At 41.4% G+C, this 16,814-nt stretch carries 12 protein-coding genes and 1 pseudogene; 8 read left to right on the top strand and 5 right to left on the bottom strand.

Going from position 1 to position 16,814, the window contains the following annotated elements; genetic code table 11:
• The first annotated feature begins 2 nt into the window (after window positions 1–2).
• From LW728_RS00820 to LW728_RS00795, 6 genes and pseudogenes are all read left to right on the top strand, one after another.
• Window positions 3–962: an AAA family ATPase gene (locus LW728_RS00820; RefSeq protein ID WP_287764708.1), complete on the top strand. Its 960-nt coding sequence runs from the start codon at window positions 3–5 to the stop codon at window positions 960–962.
• Complete coding sequence (locus LW728_RS00815; protein ID WP_287764705.1) at window positions 959–3,847, top strand: formylglycine-generating enzyme family protein; 2,889 nt, start codon at window positions 959–961, stop codon at window positions 3,845–3,847. The genes LW728_RS00820 and LW728_RS00815 overlap by 4 nt, the downstream gene beginning before the upstream one ends.
• A gap of 610 nt (window positions 3,848–4,457) precedes the next feature.
• On the top strand, window positions 4,458–5,258 hold the full coding sequence (locus LW728_RS00810) for a formylglycine-generating enzyme family protein (RefSeq protein ID WP_287764702.1): 801 nt from the start codon (window positions 4,458–4,460) through the stop codon (window positions 5,256–5,258).
• A gap of 440 nt (window positions 5,259–5,698) precedes the next feature.
• A pseudogene (locus tag LW728_RS00805) lies at window positions 5,699–5,917 on the top strand (PhoH family protein); the annotation flags it as partial.
• A gap of 6 nt (window positions 5,918–5,923) precedes the next feature.
• A complete protein-coding gene (locus LW728_RS00800) occupies window positions 5,924–6,892 on the top strand; it encodes a cysteine synthase A (RefSeq protein WP_287764701.1) in 969 nt (322 codons plus the stop codon).
• A gap of 158 nt (window positions 6,893–7,050) precedes the next feature.
• On the top strand, window positions 7,051–7,329 hold the full coding sequence (locus LW728_RS00795) for a hemolysin XhlA family protein (protein ID WP_287764700.1): 279 nt from the start codon (window positions 7,051–7,053) through the stop codon (window positions 7,327–7,329).
• 223 nt (window positions 7,330–7,552) lie between these two features.
• Here the strand turns inward: LW728_RS00795 and LW728_RS00790 are convergent, their stop codons facing one another.
• Entirely contained in the window at window positions 7,553–7,762 is a 210-nt protein-coding gene (locus tag LW728_RS00790) for a type II toxin-antitoxin system HicA family toxin (RefSeq protein ID WP_287764698.1), read from the bottom strand.
• Window positions 7,750–7,995 carry a DUF1902 domain-containing protein gene (locus LW728_RS00785; RefSeq protein WP_008203482.1) on the bottom strand — a complete coding sequence of 82 codons (246 nt, stop codon included), beginning with the start codon at window positions 7,993–7,995 and terminating at the stop codon, window positions 7,750–7,752. Before LW728_RS00785 ends, LW728_RS00790 begins: the two co-directional genes overlap by 13 nt.
• 100 nt (window positions 7,996–8,095) lie before the next feature.
• Here LW728_RS00785 and LW728_RS00780 point away from each other — a divergent pair, with 100 nt between their 5' ends.
• On the top strand, window positions 8,096–8,683 hold the full coding sequence (locus tag LW728_RS00780; protein WP_287764695.1) for a transposase: 588 nt from the start codon (window positions 8,096–8,098) through the stop codon (window positions 8,681–8,683).
• Between the two features lie 443 nt (window positions 8,684–9,126).
• The gene (locus LW728_RS00775; RefSeq protein WP_287764693.1) at window positions 9,127–13,221 is read left to right on the top strand and encodes a DUF3110 domain-containing protein; all 4,095 of its coding nucleotides are present in this window, start codon (window positions 9,127–9,129) and stop codon (window positions 13,219–13,221) included.
• A 25-nt stretch (window positions 13,222–13,246) separates the two neighbouring features.
• Here the strand turns inward: LW728_RS00775 and LW728_RS00770 are convergent, their stop codons facing one another.
• The 3 genes from LW728_RS00770 to leuS form a co-directional block, all read right to left on the bottom strand.
• Window positions 13,247–13,603, bottom strand: a complete 357-nt coding sequence (locus tag LW728_RS00770) for a hypothetical protein (protein ID WP_045358853.1) — start codon at window positions 13,601–13,603, stop codon at window positions 13,247–13,249.
• A gap of 58 nt (window positions 13,604–13,661) precedes the next feature.
• Window positions 13,662–13,814, bottom strand: a complete 153-nt coding sequence (locus tag LW728_RS00765; protein WP_187602852.1) for a hypothetical protein — start codon at window positions 13,812–13,814, stop codon at window positions 13,662–13,664.
• A 147-nt stretch (window positions 13,815–13,961) separates the two neighbouring features.
• Window positions 13,962–16,514 (bottom strand): leucine--tRNA ligase, encoded by a 2,553-nt coding sequence (leuS, locus tag LW728_RS00760; protein WP_287764690.1) that lies wholly within the window; start codon window positions 16,512–16,514, stop codon window positions 13,962–13,964.
• Window positions 16,515–16,814 lie beyond the last annotated feature (300 nt).

Raw genomic sequence — 16,814 nt, 5'->3', positions numbered from 1 at the left:
CTATGAGTTCATGGAAAATCTTTCAAGGCAATCATGAAAAAGGCTCAAGGGATAAGATTACTTGGCCAGAAATCCCACCTTGGCGAAGCTTCGCCACCAACAAATCCGAGGAGCGGGGAAAACAACTCATAGTTAACGATAAAACCATCGAAACCGTAAACGCAGCCATTCACCTACGCCGGCCTATTTTAGTCACAGGGAAACCGGGTACAGGGAAAACCTCCCTAGCCTACGCAATCGCCTACGAATTAGACTTAGGAGAAGTATTAGTCTGGCCAATTAATACCCGCACCACCCTACAAGAGGGATTATACTACTACGACGCGATCGCACGTTTGCAAGATTACCAATTAGAAGAAAAAAAAGACATAGGGCAGTATATCCGCTTGGGTCCCTTGGGGACAGCCCTCTGTCCGAGAAATTATCCCCGGGTACTGCTTATCGATGAGATAGATAAAAGTGACATCGACTTACCCAACGACCTCTTAAACCTTTTTGAAGAGGGAAAATTTGAAATCACCGAACTTTCCCGACTCGCTAAAGATACCGAAAACCAACCAATACCAGTACAAACCCATGACGGTGAATGGGAATCCATCCCCCAAGGTAAGGTAAGCTGCCAACAGTTCCCCATAGTGATTATGACGAGCAACGGCGAGAGGGATTTTCCCCTACCCTTTAAACGTAGATGTCTGCTCTTAGAAATTCCCGACCCCACCCCAGAGGAACTAAAAAAGATAGTAAAAAGCCATTTTGATTATAAAGAGGCCAGTCCAGAAAGTAGAAAAATAGAAGCAGCGATCGCAGAATATGTTAAAAAACGAGAAAAAGGGCAACTAGCAACGGACCAGCTTTTAAACGCCGTCTTTATGAGCATGGGCCAAGATAAACCCACGGGTGCAGAATTAAAGTCCCTTATCGACCTACTATTTACCTATCTCACCGACACAGGCAATACATGACCCAAACCCTTCCCACACCAGAACTGATTGATAAATTTATCACCTTTGTCAAGGGCAGGGGATGGGACCTAGACAGTTACCAGATAGCTGATAGTTTATGGTGGTATGTTCTCACCCAAGAAGAGGAAGGAAAACCCCAAACCCCTACAGAGCCTAGGGAAGAAAAGGAAGAAACCCCGACCGCTAAAAACCCCCCCCAGGAGAGTAAAAACGAAACCCAAGAGCCAGCAGCCCCATCGGATGAAGTTCGCTTAATACGCGAGACAGAAGCACAAAAACAGCCTGAGAAGATAGGCGCAGATACCCTACCCATTAGCATCCCCGATGCCAAATTCTGGCGAGAAACCCTAAAATTAGGGCGGGCAGTGCGTCCCCTCATCCAAAAGATAGACTCAGCCACCCAAAGACAAATAAACCTAAACAGCACCGTACAGAAATCGGCCGAGTATAGCATCGGCAAGAAAGATGGCGGTTTAGCTCTAATACCCGTTTACCAAGCCAAAAAAGTCCGTTCCCTAGAGGTAGTTTTACTGATTGAAGAATGGGCCTCCATGGTCTTTTGGAAAGAAATGGCCGGGGAAATCCGCGATTGGCTAGAACAAATCGGGGCCTTTCGGGATGTCAAACTTTACCGCATAGGATGGGACGAAGACAGGCAAAATTTAGCCATCCGTACCTACTCTAACGATACTTGCTCAATTCACCCAAAAGATCTCATCCATCCTCGCGGCGAAAGACTTATCCTCTTCTACAGTGATTGTACTTCCCCAGACTGGTATCAAGGACGCTATAACCAAGCTCTTCAGGACTGGGGAAAACACCAAATCGTCACCCTGCTTTCTCCCTTCCCGGAAGCAATGTGGGAAAGAACCGCCCTTAGTCGAGGTTGGTTCGTCTCCCTAGTCAACCAAACCCCCCGAAAACCTTCACAAAACTGGAGATTTACCTCTATCCCCCTGCTGCTACAAATTGAGAAGGAAGAGGAAAATCAACATATTCTCAGAGAAACAATCCAAAAAACCTACTTTCCCCTACCCACCATCTCCCTAACCCCTTCATCCTTAAAAGCTTGGGCGCTCGTTGTCAGTGGTGACAGCAACGCCACCTGTGCGGGGGTACTACTAGAAAAATCCCCCCAAAACAGAGAAATACCCGCAACTATTTCTCCGGAGATGTCTGGGAAGCAAGCTCTAGAACTATTCGCTAGTACCGCCTCACCTCTAGCTTGGGAATTACTGAAAAAATTAGCCGCAGCCCCGGTAAATCTTCCCATCATCCGTCTTATTCAAAGCAAACTTTTAAGCGCCTCTAACCCCCTAAACATAGCAGAAGTCATTCTTAGCGGTTTTCTTAAAGTCTATCTAGGAGGGGAACCAGTGAAGTGGGACAAAGGAGGTAAATTTAACTTTCATACTCCCCCCAACAGCCTAGATTTTGAATTTGATGATGAGGTGAGAGAGCTTCTGCTCACTGAACTAGGGAATAGCCGCGCCTTAGAAGTAATTTTTGTCCTCTCGGAATACATCGCCCAAAAACTTAACCTGAGTACCACCACCTTTTTTGGTCTTATTCTTACCAATCCCCAAGTTCTCCTCGGCAAAGAAGCAGCTAATCTAGTTCGCGCCTTTGCCAAGGTGTCTGCTAAGGTTTTCCAAAAGCTAGGGGAAGCAAAGTACCAAGAAATTAGCCAAAAGCTGCAATCTATGGTTGACTCACCTCCACCCCTACCGGTTGAGGAAAAGTGGCTGAGGAAATATAAAACCGTAACCATAGCTAAGGTAAAAGAGCTTACGGGAGGAGAGGAAATATTGTTTCAACTGCTCAAGCATAGACTTAAGGATTTCAGCGTAGAAGATGGGGAACTGTATCAGCGTCTTCGTTTAACCCCTGAGCAGCTTAAATTTTTGGCAAGCGAAGAAATAACCGCCGAGACAATGCCAGTCCAGTTTAGGGAAGTCTTGGATAACACAGAAGAAGAAATCATCACCGAGAAATTTAACCTAACCCTGTTTAAGTCTGAAACCGTTTTTGTGGATGAGACGGGACAAATTACCGCCAAAGAACCCGTGAGAGCCTTCTACTTTGAAGAAAATCCCCCCAGCTTAAAAATGCTCTATATTCCTTCGGGGGAGTTTTGGATGGGAACCGAAGCGGAGGAAATAGCGCAGCTAGGGGAAAAATACAATGGGGATTGGTTCAAACGAGAATCCCCCAGACATTTAGTAAAAATCGCCCCTTTTTACCTAAGTCAAACTCCGATTACCCAAGCTCAATGGTTATATATTGCCCAAAGGGAAGATTTAAAAGTAGAGCGAGATTTAAACCCAGAGCCATCATATTTTGGAGGCCGCACAAACCCCGTTGAATATGTATCTTGGTTAGATGCTGTAGAATTTTGCCAAAGGCTCTCTAAAATGACCAAGAAACAGTATCGGCTGCCCAGTGAGGCGGAATGGGAGTATGCTTGTCGTGCTGGAACCACCACTCCCTTCCACTTCGGAGCAACCCTCACCTCAAATTTAGCTAACTACAATGGTACGCAACGCTTTGCTAGGGAACCAGCAGGAGAATATCGTGCGAGAACCACCCCCGTTGGGCAATTTCCCCCCAATGGTTTTGGTTTGTATGATATGCACGGCAATGTCTGGGAGTGGTGTCAGGATGACTTCCGGGAAAATTATCAAGGCGCACCTAATGATGGTAGTCCTCGGCTAGAAAAGAGCAAAAAACAGCAAAATCAGGCAAATAAAGCTCTGCGGGGCGGTTCTTGGTACAACCATCCAGATAACTGCCGTTCTGCTTACCGCTACGACGACGTCCGCCGCGACTACTTCATCAAGTCCTTCGGTTTTCGGGTGGTGTGCGGTGCTGGGAGGACTTTGTAACCCTTTTTCTCTTTTTTTCCTTTTTACCCTTTTTCTCCTTTTCGATTTTTTTAAACAAATGTACTATATGAGGTTGGCTGATCAGTAGCTGGTTATAATTAAATTGAAGACGGGTTTTAGGTTTTCCCCTTATCAAGGTAGGGTTGATTCATGAATCAACCCTACAATCAAACCTAGGGGCAGGGGGGATCAAACCCCCTTTATCAAGGGGGGCAGGGGGGATCAAACCCCCCTTATCAAGGGGGGCAGGGGGGATCAAAACCCCCATTATCAAGCCCCTTATCAAGGGGGGCAGGGGGGATCAAACCCCCCTTATCAAGGGGGGCAGGGGGGATCAAACCCCCCTTATCAAGGGGGGCAGGGGGGATCAAACCCCCCTTATCAAGGTAGGGTTGATTCATGAATCAACCCTACAATCAATTTTTCATTTAATTATAATCACTTACTTAGAGCTTGCTGAAAAAGTACGGGCGAAGCATTCGGATAGAAAATCTACGGTTTCACCGATAGGTTATGCCCGAATGCTTCGCCCCTACAGGACGCGGGCCGATACAGGACACTAAAACCCTTACCTCGTCTATATTTCATATTTATTCAGCAAACCCTACTTATGCCTACAATAATCATCCAAAAGACCCAAAAACGTCTTTTAATCTATAGAGAAAAACTCACCGATGACCTAGAAATAGAATTAGTCAAAATACCATCGGGAACCTTTACAATGGGTTCTTCAGAACAAGAAAGTGGTAATACAAGTGAAAAGCCGCAACACAACGTCACCCTGAAAAACTTCTTGATGGGTATTTATCCTATTACCCAAGCTCAATGGTTATATATTGCCCAAAGAGAAGATTTAAAAGTAGAGCAAGATTTAAAACCAGAGCCATCGCATTTTAAAGGCAGCACAAACCCCGTTGAAAGGGTATCTTGGTTAGATGCCGTAGAATTTTGCCAAAGGCTATCTAAATTAAGTAAAAGAAAATATAGGCTACCAACGGAAGCTGAGTGGGAGTACGCTTGTCGAGCGCAAACCAAACCCTTAAATCTCGACAAAGGAGAAACCTACCCCCCCTATCACTTTGGGGAAATTCTTACCCCAGATTTAGCCAACTATGATAACAATCTCGGAAAAACCACCCCTGTTGGGCAATTCTACGCCAACGACTTTGGTTTATATGATATGCACGGAAATGTCTGGGAGTGGTGTCAAGATGATTGGCGCGAAAACTATGAGGAGATAAAAAAGAGCAAAAAACAGCAAAATCAGGCAGATAAAGCTCTGCGGGGCGGTTCTTGGTACGGCAATCCGAATAACTGCCGTTCTGCTTACCGCGTCATCTACTACCGCCGCGTCAACAACAGCCACAACGACGGTTTTCGGGTGGTGTGCGGTGCTGGGAGGACTTTGTAACCCTTTTTCTCTTTTTTCCCTTTTTACCCTTTTTCGATTTTTTTGAGCAAATGTACTATATGTGTACTATAAAAGGATTGAGAGAATTATCATGAGTAGAAAAAGGGTTTCTCCGAGAAACCCTTTTTCTGTGGGTTACTCAACGGATTTAGGATAAATTGCTTGTTGAGACGAGACAAGAGGCAATAGTAAAGGGATTGGGGGAAGTTCAACTAATCTAAGAATAAGCGGTTTAAATGCGTCTTAGCTTACATCAACAGCTGCTCATGGCTCTCCTATTCTTTGTGTGATCAGCTTAACTTACATAGGACTGATCGATCTTTGTGTCCTCTGTGTCTCTGTGGTTCCTTCCACTCGCTCGCCAGCAGGACTGTATCAGCTAAAGTGGTAGAAATTGACCAACGATTCAATTCCCCAGTGGAAAAAGTGCGATCGCATTAATGGTCTTAACTCCCTTGGGATTCGGTTCGCGCATGGTAGTAACCGGAGATGTCACCAAAACCGATTTACCGCAACAACAAGAATCGGGGTTAATTGCCGCTCAAAAAATCCTAAAATCAGTAGAAGGGATCGCTTTTTGTTACCTATCCCGGGCCGATGTGGTGCGTCATCCCTTAGTACAAAAAATCGTCTCAGCCTACGAACAGCACGAAAAATAACAGATTATGGATATTAAACATGGTTTCGTCGATGCGGTGGGTAATACTCCCCTAATTCGTCTCAATAGTTTTAGCGAGGAAACCGGCTGCGAGATTCTCGGTAAGGCCGAATTTCTTAACCCCGGTGGTTCGGTCAAGGATCGGGCCGCTTTATATATTATTCAAGAAGCGGAAAAAGCCGGTACTCTCCAACCGGGGGGAACCGTTGTCGAAGGAACCGCCGGCAATACTGGCATCGGTTTGGCCCATATCTGCAATGCTAAAGGTTATAAATGCCTGATTATCATTCCCGATACCCAATCCCAAGAGAAAATCGACCTATTGAGAACATTGGGTGCAGAAGTGCGTGCTGTTCCCGCCGTTCCCTACCGAGATGCCAATAATTACGTTAAATTATCGGGGAGATTGGCCAGTGAGATGGAAAATGCTATCTGGGCTAATCAATTCGATAATCTGGCTAATCGTCGCGCTCACTACGAAACCACTGGCCGGGAAATCTGGGAACAAACCGACGGTAAAATTGATGCTTGGGTGGCTGCCACGGGAACCGGGGGAACCTACGCGGGGGTGGCGATGTTTTTAAAAGACCAAAATCCGCAGGTGCATTGTGTGGTGGCGGATCCGATGGGTAGCGGTTTATATAGTTATGTGAAAACCGGGACAATTACCCTGGAAGGTAGTTCAATTACTGAAGGAATTGGTAATAGTCGTATTACCGCTAATATGGAAGGCGCACCCATAGATGATGCCATTCAAATTGATGATCCCACTGCCATTAAAGTTGTTTATCAACTATTACAAAAAGATGGTTTATTTATGGGGGGTTCTGTGGGTATTAATGTCGGTGCTGCGGTAGCTTTAGCTAAACAAATGGGACCAGGCCACACCATCGTTACTGTTCTTTGTGATGGTGGGTCCCGTTATCAATCTCGTTTATATAATCCTCAATGGTTGGCTGAGAAAGGATTGGCTTAATCAGGAATTATCGGCTCATAAATTAGTGGAGATAATGGGAGGGGGAGGGCAACAATGAGGGAAGGCAGCAAGGGAAAATGAGGCGCTTCGGTTGGGCAAACACTTAAGATAAGATAGATAACAATGCTGATAACTATCATTATTAGGAGAATCATTAGATGTCAGTTACTATTGAACAGGATCTCAAAGAAATTTTAGGTTCAATTAATCAGAAGTTGGATAATCTGCAAAAAGATGTTATGGATATTAAAATAGTACAGGCAAGATTAGATGAAAAAGTCGATAGTTTAGAAAAAGATATTGAAGGGGTAAAAGAAGATACAAAAGAATTAAAAGGCTCTCAGAAAGCCCAGATTTGGACGTTAATCGGCATCTTGGGAACAGCTTTACTAGGAACAGTGATTCGCTATATTATTCTCCCTTTTCCTCAATCATAATTAAGACAATGAATTTTGAACTGCCTTGTGCAACAGTGATTCCTCAAATTGCAGAAAATCACTGTAGGGGTGAAGCATTTGGGCAATAACTTATCGCTGAAATCCTAGATTTTTTATCCGAATGCTTCGCCCCTACCCCGACCAATGTTTAGGCCATGCTAGAATGGTGATAAAAGCATAGAATCCTATGTAGTTTAATTAATGGATGAAGATTCTACAGCGTTCAAAAGGCTTTAGATAATCCGGCTTGTTTCAAAACTACATTAGCAGTATGGCGTGATTTAATAGTATTATCAACTACAAATCTTCTTTCTGTCAGAGGACTATACCAAATTTCATGATCTCCTTTACCTTGACGTTCAAAATAACATCCAGCTGCTGAGAGCAGTTTTTTAATGCAGGTGTTAAAGAAGTAGCCATCTAAACAGCGCACTCAATTGATTCTTGACGATGACTAATTAGTTCAAAAGTTATCGGTGCTTGAGGTTCAAGAGTAATTAGATGATTGAGTTGTAATAATTCTGGAATCATCTGTCGTAATTTAGCTGTTAAAGCTTCGATGGTATCAGCTTCGGTGACTAATCCCGGAATATCTTCACTCTCTGCTACCCAAACTTGCGCCTCTCGATCCCAAAATGCTTCTACTTGGTACGGTTTTTGATTCATGATGATTTAGTTCAAGTGAGTAGAATTAGCTTATCTATCAATCAAGATTATACAGTGCGATCGCTTTTCTGACAATCTTACCACCAATCCCCAACTCTTGATGATTGCCGATGAATCGCTTATAACTGAATTAACCGCCACCATCCGCCACGCTATGAATGAACCCAAAAAACATCGACAATCTATTCGCTTAAAAGGCTATGATTATAGACTTAATGGAGCTTATTATATAACAATTTGTTCTTATCAAAAGCAGTATTTATTTGGTGAAATTGTTGAAGGAAATATGGAGCAGAATTTACTTGGTGATACTATTGAAGCGGTATGGTATAGACTACCTCTAAATTTTAAATTTATTGAACTAGATGCTTTTATTGTCATGCCCAATCATATTCATGGAATTATAGTAATACAAAATTATGATCTGGAAAAGACCGAATACGATTCTCAATATACTCACGGTACAATGCCGGAATCTTTGGGGGCTATTGTGCAGAATTTTAAATCAATTTCTACTCGTAAAATTAATCGTTTATGTGGCGATCGCCTGAAAATTTGGCAGCGCAATTATTATGAACATATCATTCGCAATGAAAATTCTTATCAAAAAATCCGGCAATACATTCTTGATAATCCGCGAAATTGGGAACAAGACGAGAACAATCTGAATAAATTCAAACCAATGTAGGGGCAAATAACCTGTGGGGACAAATAACCTGCGGGGACGAATAACCTGTAGGGGCGAAGCATTCGGGCAATAACATATCGCTGAAACCATAAATTTCTTATCCGAATGCTTCGCCCCTACCCCGGGCAATAAACTAATAACCTTCGCCTATTATCCCTGTGATACAATTATGATAATCTCCCCATTAAATCCCTGTACGGGCGAAGCATTCGTGCATAATCTATCGCTGAAACCCTAGATTTTCTATCCGAATGCTTCGCCCCTACCCATCAATTCCCCATCTGCCACGCTATGAATGAACAACGCACCCAAACATACCTAAACCTCATTAATCAATTATCATCGTCCTCATTCAATTATGTCCAATTTTTTACGGAATGGCGAATCAAGGTGTTGTAGTTCTGATAAGTTTCGTGGTTTAGAAGTGATAAGGAGTCTAAATTATGTTTGAACGGTTTACAGAGAAAGCGATTAAGGTAATTATATTAGCGCAGGAGGAAGCGCATCGCTTGGGGCATAATTTTGTAGGAGCGGAGTTTATATTTTTAGGGTTAATCGGTGAAGCGACAGGAATTGCGTCGCAAGTTTTAAGACAGCAGGGAATAACGCTAAAAAATGCTCGGATTGAAGTTGAAAAAATTCTAGGAAAGGGTTCAGTAATTAGTCCAGAAATGAATCCTGTAGATATTCCTTTTACAGAGTCGGCAAAACTCGTTTTAAACAGTGCATTATCATTTGCTGATAAATTAGGGAGTGAATCTATTGATACAGAGCATTTACTGATTGGGATTTTTCAACAAGGGGAAAGTACAGCGAGAATTTTACAAAATTTACGGGTTAATCCGCAAAATTTAGCTGTCTCTTTGAGTCGGTATTTTCAGCAGCAATCCTCTAATCAGTTACCTCAAACTGTTTATGTTCTTCTCTACAATGCAAGAACAGATAATGAGGGAATTCATACAATCAGTCATCAAGAGAAAGAAACAATATTACTGTTTGAAGCTTCAGCAGATGCAACTAATTTTGCACAACAATTAAGAAAACAGAATTTTCCTGTACCAAGCGTTGAAACGATGGAAACTGAAACAATTATCTCTTTTTGTCAGGAAGAGGGTTATGATTGGAGATTTGTGCCAGAGGGAACAGACGAAACTCCTCCTGTTGAAAGTGCGGAAATCCAAGGAATATATGATGATCAAACCACAACAACAGCTAATACCCCTCAAGACTATCTTAATTTCTTAAGGGAGACGTTACAAAAAATTCATGAAAATCGCAACCCTCAAGTGATTTATCCTTTCTGGGCGCAAAATCTTGATAAATTAGATGATAATCTGATACAAATTTTCGATAGTTGGGCAAGAGCAACATTAATACAAGTTAGCCTAAAAGAAGCTTGTTATATTGCTGCTGGTATCTTCTTTTTCAGTGATTTAATTCAACAATTCCCCCTCGGTAACATTGATATTAATCAAGAAATTGCGATTTGTGGTTGTGAAATTGCTTTAAATATCTTCACTTTTAAAAACTTTCCTCAGCAATGGGCAGAAACAAACAATATTCTCGGTATTGCTTACTTTGACAGAATTAGAGGGGAGAAAGCTGAGAATTTAGAAAGGGCGATCGCAGCTTACACGGAAGCCTTGAAAGTTTATACTTTTGACGCATTTCCCCAAGAATGGGCAACCACACAGAATAATCTAGGGAATGCTTACTGTAAAAGAATCAAAGGGAATAAAGCAAAAAATCTCGAAACAGCAATTGACTGTTTTAAATCTGCTTTAAAAGTTTACACCCAAGACAAATTTCCTTATAATTGGGCAATGACTCAAAACAACCTAGCTGTTACTTATTTTGATAGAATTCAAGGTAATAGATCGGAAAATCTTGAAAAAGCAATTATTGCTCATCACGAAGCATTAAAGGTAAGAACTTTTGATGCTTTTCCTCGACAATGGGCGAATACACAACATAATCTAGGGAACGTTTATTTAGAAAGAATCAAAGGAGATAAAGCTAATAATTTAGAACAAGCGATCATATTTTACACAGAAGCATTGAAGGTGAGGACTTTTGACGCATTTCCCCAAGATTGGGCAATGACACAGAATAATCTTGCTGCTGCTTACTGTAACAGAATCAGAGGGGATAAAGCAGAGAATTTAGAACAAGCTATCTTTCATTACTCTGAAGCATTGAAAGTTTATACTTTTGAAGCATTTCCTCAACAATGGGCAGGTACACAGGATCATCTCGCCAATGCTTACTGTAACAGAATCAGAGGGGATAAAGCAGAGAATCAGAAAAAGGCGATCGTTTGTTGCCAAGAAGCATTGAAAGTGAGGACTTTTAATGCATTTCCCCAAGAATGGGCAGCGACGCAAAATGGTCTCGCCATTGCTTACTCTAACAGTGCCAGTGCTTACTCTAACAGAATGAGAGGGGATAAAGCAGAGAATTTAGAACAAGCTATCTTTCATTACTCCGAAGCATTGAAAGTGAGGACTTTTAAAGAATTTCCTCAAGATTGGGCAGAGACGCAAAATAATCTCGCCAATGCTTACTCAGACAGAATGAGAGAGGATAAAGCAGAGAATTTAGAAAAAGCGATCTCCTACTACCAAGAAGCTTTGAAAGTTTATACTTTTGATGATTTTCCCCAACAATGGGCAACAGCACAAAATAATCTCGCTCTTGCTTACCGTGACAGAATCAGAGGGGATAAAGCAGAGAATTTAGAAAAAGCGATCGCATCTTATCACAACGCATTAAAAATCCGTACAAAAGAATCTTATCCCCTTAATTGTTTACAAACTGCCCGTAATTTAGCGAATTTACATTACGATCAAAAACAATGGCAACAAGCAACAGAAGCCTATCATACAGCCATTGAAGCCGTCGAAAATGCCCGCTTAGAAGCCCTTAACCCCCAAAGTCGTCAAGAGGTTTTATCCAATGCCATTGGTGTTTTCCATCGCATTGTACAGGCGCATCTTAATCTCAATCAGCCTGAGAAGGCATTAGAATATATCGAACGCAGTAAAGGGCGTAATCTGGTGGAATTAATCACCCAGAAAAACCTACACCCCCAAGGCGTTAGTCAAGAAATTATCACCCAATTAAATGAATTAAAGCAAAGAGTTGTTAACGAGCAAATTCGCTTACAACATCAAAGCATTAACCAGAATTTAATGAGTCGTGATAACTTAACTCCTTACGTTCCAGATCACAGTTATCTGAAAGAATATAAACAAGACTTAGATAATTTTATTGCAAGAGAAATTAAAGATCCTCTCTTTAGCCTCACTCAAAAAGTTGAGCCGATCCCATTTACAGAGATTCAAGCTTTAACTGATGCTGAAACTTGTCTGCTGCAATGGTATATTACAGGGGAGAAAATACTCGCTTTTGTCGTGTCTGCTGAGGGAGAGGTTAAATATTGGCAATCTTCCGAAAATGATAAAAATCAATTATTTGATAAAATCAACAATTATCTACAGCTTTACTACTCAGGAAATGGTAAGCAAGAATGGAGAAATCAACTGTCTAACCTCCTACAGACTTTTGCTGATATTCTGCATATTAATGATATTCTTGCCCTGATTCCCGATACTTGTCAACGGTTAATTATTATCCCCCATTGGTTTCTACATATTTTACCCTTACACGCCTTACCTGTTGATCCCCCCCAACTCTCCTTAAAAAGGGGGGAGTCGGCAACGGGGGGATCAGAATTACAAGATTTATTTCCGAAGGGTGTACAATATGCGCCTAGTTGTCAAATCTTGCAAAAAATCTCCCAAACTTCTCACAATTCCGACTTTAATAAACTGTTCGCTATTCAAAACCCCACCAAAGACTTATTTTACACTGACTTAGAAGTTAATATCCTCTCAACTTTCTTTACTGAACCTCAAGTTATCGCTAAAGATAACGCCACTAAAAACGCTGTTCTTCCCCATCTCAAATCCTCAGATAACCACTGTTATCACTTCTCCTGTCATGGAGGCTTTAACCCAGCTAATCCCCTAGAATCCGCCTTATTTTTAGCCAATAAAGAACCCCTAACATTAGGCGAAATCTTTGAACTGCGCTTGAATAAATGTCGCCTTGTCACCCTTTCTGCCTGCGAAACTGGCATGATTGATATAAACTCTATCAGTGATGAATATATCGGTTTACCCAGTGGTTTTCTGTTTGCGGGAAGTCCCAGCGTTGTCAGTAGTTTATGGACAGTTAATGACCTGTCAACCTCCTTCTTGATGATTAAATTATATGAGATTTTATTTGATGAGAATCAGCAAGTTTCTGTACCAGTTGCTTTGAAAATAGCGCAAAATTGGTTACAGAATTTGACCATTGAAGAATTTGATAGGCTATTAGTCAAATATAAACCAGAAATTGATCAGGTTTTAATTGAACTAACTCCTAACAAAAAAAAGATTATTGAGAAACAAATTGAGTTAACTGGTCAACGGGGTAAATATCCTTTCGCTAACCCTTATTATTGGGCAGCATTTCTTGCATCAGGAGTTTAGATATATACAAAATTAAGATTAAATTTTAAGCATTATTTTGACAATAATCCTCTAATCCATATTTGTTTAAAATATAAAGTAATACAGCTAAAGCAACCCCAATTGTACCAAATAAACCTGTTAAAATATTAAGAATATCTAAAATTGTTCTAGCTAAATCAGCGCAAACTACTGGACGACATCTTTCTGCTAATTGATCTAAATCTAATCCCCTATCTGGTTCTGCTCCAGTTTCTTCCATATAAATTAAGATTAACGCATCGTCTAAATTTCCATCACATTCTGCAATCAAATTTAAAGCATCCAAAGCTTCAGGATAATCCTTAAATTGCTGCCGATAGTGTTGAATTTCTTCCAGTGTTAACTGAGTTGTATTGTCCATAGTGCTATTGTTAAAACTAAAACTAATTTTCTCCATTATAATGCGATCACTGATCTTGTCAAATGCAAAAACCTGCGGGTACAGCATCCTCAAGATAACCTTCGCATTCTTCAATCGCATCCAAAGCAGCGATCGCACTTAGATTATCTGCCAATTCAGCGCGAAACTGGGCAATTTCTTCAGGAGTAACTTTAGTTGATTCAATATCCATAGGTTGTTCTTATTTACAGACAATGCTAATTGTATAGTTTCTATTTTGCCCTCTATTGATAGTTTTTAATAGACAGTGTTAATCTAACTGGTTACTGATAACTGAAAAGGTTCTTTAATTCCCTACCATTGTGATAATTGCTGTCATTTAAACCACGACAAAATTAACTAATTTGCCCGGGACAACAATCACTTTTTTGATTTCCTTACCCTCTAAATAACGTTGGGCGATTTCTGATTCTAGGGCGAGGGTTTCTAGGGTGCTTTTATCGGCACTAGCGGGAACTTGTATCGTGCCTCTGGTTTTTCCCAAAATTTGGATGACAAGGGTAATCTCGTCCACAATCAGGGCAGTAGGATCAACTTTTGGCCAGGGTTGCAGGTGAATTGATTGGCTATGGCCTAAAGCTTGCCATAATTCTTCGCTAAGATGGGGAGCAAAGAGGGAAAGTAAGATTAATAGGGTTTCGATTCCTTCCCGATAAATGGGGGATGCAAAACACTTATTATCCCCTAAAGCGTTACTGAGTTTCATCAATTCGGAAATGGCGGTATTAAATTGATAATCTCCTTCTAAATCCTCGGAGATTTCTTTAATAGCGGTGTGAATTGCCCGTCTTAAATCCTTGTCAGTTTTCGAGAAAGTTTCTATTTTTTTGACTTGCTTGGGTTTATTTTCAATATATTCGCTGACTAAACGCCACACCCGATTAAGAAAGCGAAATTGTCCTTCTACCCCCGCATCTTCCCACTGTAAATCTTTTTCTGGGGGTGCAGTAAAAAGTATAAACATTCGGGCAGTATCGGCCCCATATTTTTCGAGAACTTTCAGAGGATCAACGCCATTATATTTCGACTTAGACATTTTTTCAAAGAAGAAAGATAGAACTTCTCCCGTGTCTTTATCGCAATATTTATCCTCTTTATAGATAACATTTTCTGCGGGGACATATTTGCCAGTTTCGGGATTTTTGTAGGTTAATCCCTGTACCATTCCCTGGGTTAACAGACGGTTAAAAGGTTCATCAACATTAACTAAACCTCGGTCTCTTAAAACTTTGGTAAAGAAACGAGAATAGAGTAAATGTAGGATAGCGTGTTCGATTCCTCCGACGTATTGATCCACGGGCATCCAATCATTAACCTTCTCAAATTGAAAGGGTATATCTTCATTTTTAGCATCGGTATAACGGAGAAAATACCAACTAGAATCGATGAAAGTATCCATGGTGTCGGTTTCCCGTTTTGCGGGAGTTCCACAGCGAGGACAATCCACATTTACCCAGTCTTCTAATTTGGCTAAAGGGGAAGCACCTCGACCGCTAAATTCGACATTTTCTGGTAAATTAACGGGTAAATTATCGATAGGTACTGGCACGGTTCCACAGTGGGGACAGTGGATAACTGGAATCGGACAACCCCAATATCTTTGACGGGAAATTAACCAATCCCGGAGACGATATTGTATTCTAGCTTTGCCGTAATCTTGGGCAGTGGCATAATCAATAATAGCGGTTTTTCCTGCTGTAGAATGCAGCCCATTAAATTGAGCGGAATTAATCATAATTCCTGCTTCTGTATAGGCCTCTTTTAACTCAATTTCGCCACTTTCTGGAGTAATAACTATCTTAATTGGCAGGTTATTTTCCCGAGCAAATTTAAAATCGCGACTGTCGTGAGCCGGGACTCCCATCACTGCCCCTGTCCCGTATTCGTAGAGGACATAATCAGCAATTAAAATCGGAATTTCTTCACCGGTAAAAGGATTAATTGCCATTCCTCCGGTTTTAATACCGCGTTTGGGTTTATCTTCGGCGGTTCTTTCTAATTCGCTTTCGCTGGCTATCTCTTGAATAAAAGTTTCTACGGCCGATTTTTGTTCGGGAGTGGTAACTTGTAAAGTTAAGGGGTGTTCAGGAGCAAGTACCACATAAGTGACTCCATAAACCGTATCGGGACGAGTGGTAAAAACGGCAATTTTTTCTGTGGAGTTAACAAGAGGAAATTCTAAATAAGCACCTACCGATTTACCAATCCAGTTGGCCTGCATGGTTTTAACCCGTTCTGGCCAACCGGTAAGCTTATCTAAATCAGTGAGTAATTGTTCGGCATAATCGGTAATTTTTAGGAACCATTGCCGGAGTAATTTTCTTTCTACTTTAGCACCCGATCGCCAAGATTTTCCTTCACTATCTACCTGTTCATTTGCTAAGACAGTTTGATCGATAGGATCCCAATTCACTGCCGCTTCTTTTTGGTAGGCTAATCCCGATTCAAAAAACTGTAAAAATAGCCATTGGGTCCAACGATAATATTCCGGGGAACAGGTGGCAACTTCTCTTTCCCAATCGATAGATAATCCTAACTGTTGTAATTGCCGTTTCATCTGGGCAATATTTTGATCAGTCCATTTTGCCGGAGGAACTCCCCTTTCAATAGCGGCATTTTCTGCGGGTAATCCGAAAGCATCCCACCCCATGGGATGCAGCACGCGATAACCCTGCATTCTTTTCAGACGGGCAATCACATCGGTAATAGTATAGTTGCGAACGTGACCCATGTGCAGGTTGCCCGATGGATAGGGGAACATGGAGAGGGCGTAAAATTTCGGTTTATCGGTGTTTTCTGGGGTTTTGTCCAATCCCATTTGCTGCCAAATCTTCTGCCATTTCTGTTCGATTTCTGCGGGGTTGTACTGCACTGGGGTTTTTTCTCCTGAGTTTTATCTATCCTTCCTATTTTACAGCAGCCGGCTGGGGGCGATTGCCAGTTTTGGGGCTATCCACCCTAGCAAAAACCCTCTGGGTTTTAAGTAAGTGGTTCTAATTAAATATGAAGATAGATTTTGCCTCCGGTCCCCCCTCTCTATCCATTAGTCAGATATTTCTTAACAAAAAGAGAAGAAACTTAAAAAAAGGGGAAACGATTGATAGGTATAGTTTTGAAAGAAGGAATCAAGGTGGAGGTCAGCAAAAAAATGGAGAAATGGGCAGCCCAAGAA

Source organism: Microcystis sp. 49638_E5, assembly GCF_021300285.1.
GTDB classification, from domain to species: domain Bacteria; phylum Cyanobacteriota; class Cyanobacteriia; order Cyanobacteriales; family Microcystaceae; genus Microcystis; species Microcystis aeruginosa_C.
This window is presented reverse-complemented; position numbering and strand designations above follow the sequence as displayed.

Excerpts from the sequence above, each read along its gene's own strand:
- LW728_RS00820 (WP_287764708.1), top strand. The coding sequence starts at position 3 with ATGAGTTCATGGAAAATCTTTCAAGGCAATCATGAAAAAGGCTCAAGG.
- LW728_RS00815 (WP_287764705.1), top strand. The coding sequence starts at position 959 with ATGACCCAAACCCTTCCCACACCAGAACTGATTGATAAATTTATCACC.
- LW728_RS00810 (WP_287764702.1), top strand. The coding sequence starts at position 4,458 with ATGCCTACAATAATCATCCAAAAGACCCAAAAACGTCTTTTAATCTAT.
- LW728_RS00800 (WP_287764701.1), top strand. The coding sequence starts at position 5,924 with ATGGATATTAAACATGGTTTCGTCGATGCGGTGGGTAATACTCCCCTA.
- LW728_RS00795 (WP_287764700.1), top strand. The coding sequence starts at position 7,051 with ATGTCAGTTACTATTGAACAGGATCTCAAAGAAATTTTAGGTTCAATT.
- LW728_RS00785 (WP_008203482.1), bottom strand. The coding sequence starts at position 7,995 with ATGAATCAAAAACCGTACCAAGTAGAAGCATTTTGGGATCGAGAGGCG.
- LW728_RS00780 (WP_287764695.1), top strand. The coding sequence starts at position 8,096 with ATGATTGCCGATGAATCGCTTATAACTGAATTAACCGCCACCATCCGC.
- LW728_RS00775 (WP_287764693.1), top strand. The coding sequence starts at position 9,127 with ATGTTTGAACGGTTTACAGAGAAAGCGATTAAGGTAATTATATTAGCG.
- LW728_RS00770 (WP_045358853.1), bottom strand. The coding sequence starts at position 13,603 with ATGGACAATACAACTCAGTTAACACTGGAAGAAATTCAACACTATCGG.
- LW728_RS00765 (WP_187602852.1), bottom strand. The coding sequence starts at position 13,814 with ATGGATATTGAATCAACTAAAGTTACTCCTGAAGAAATTGCCCAGTTT.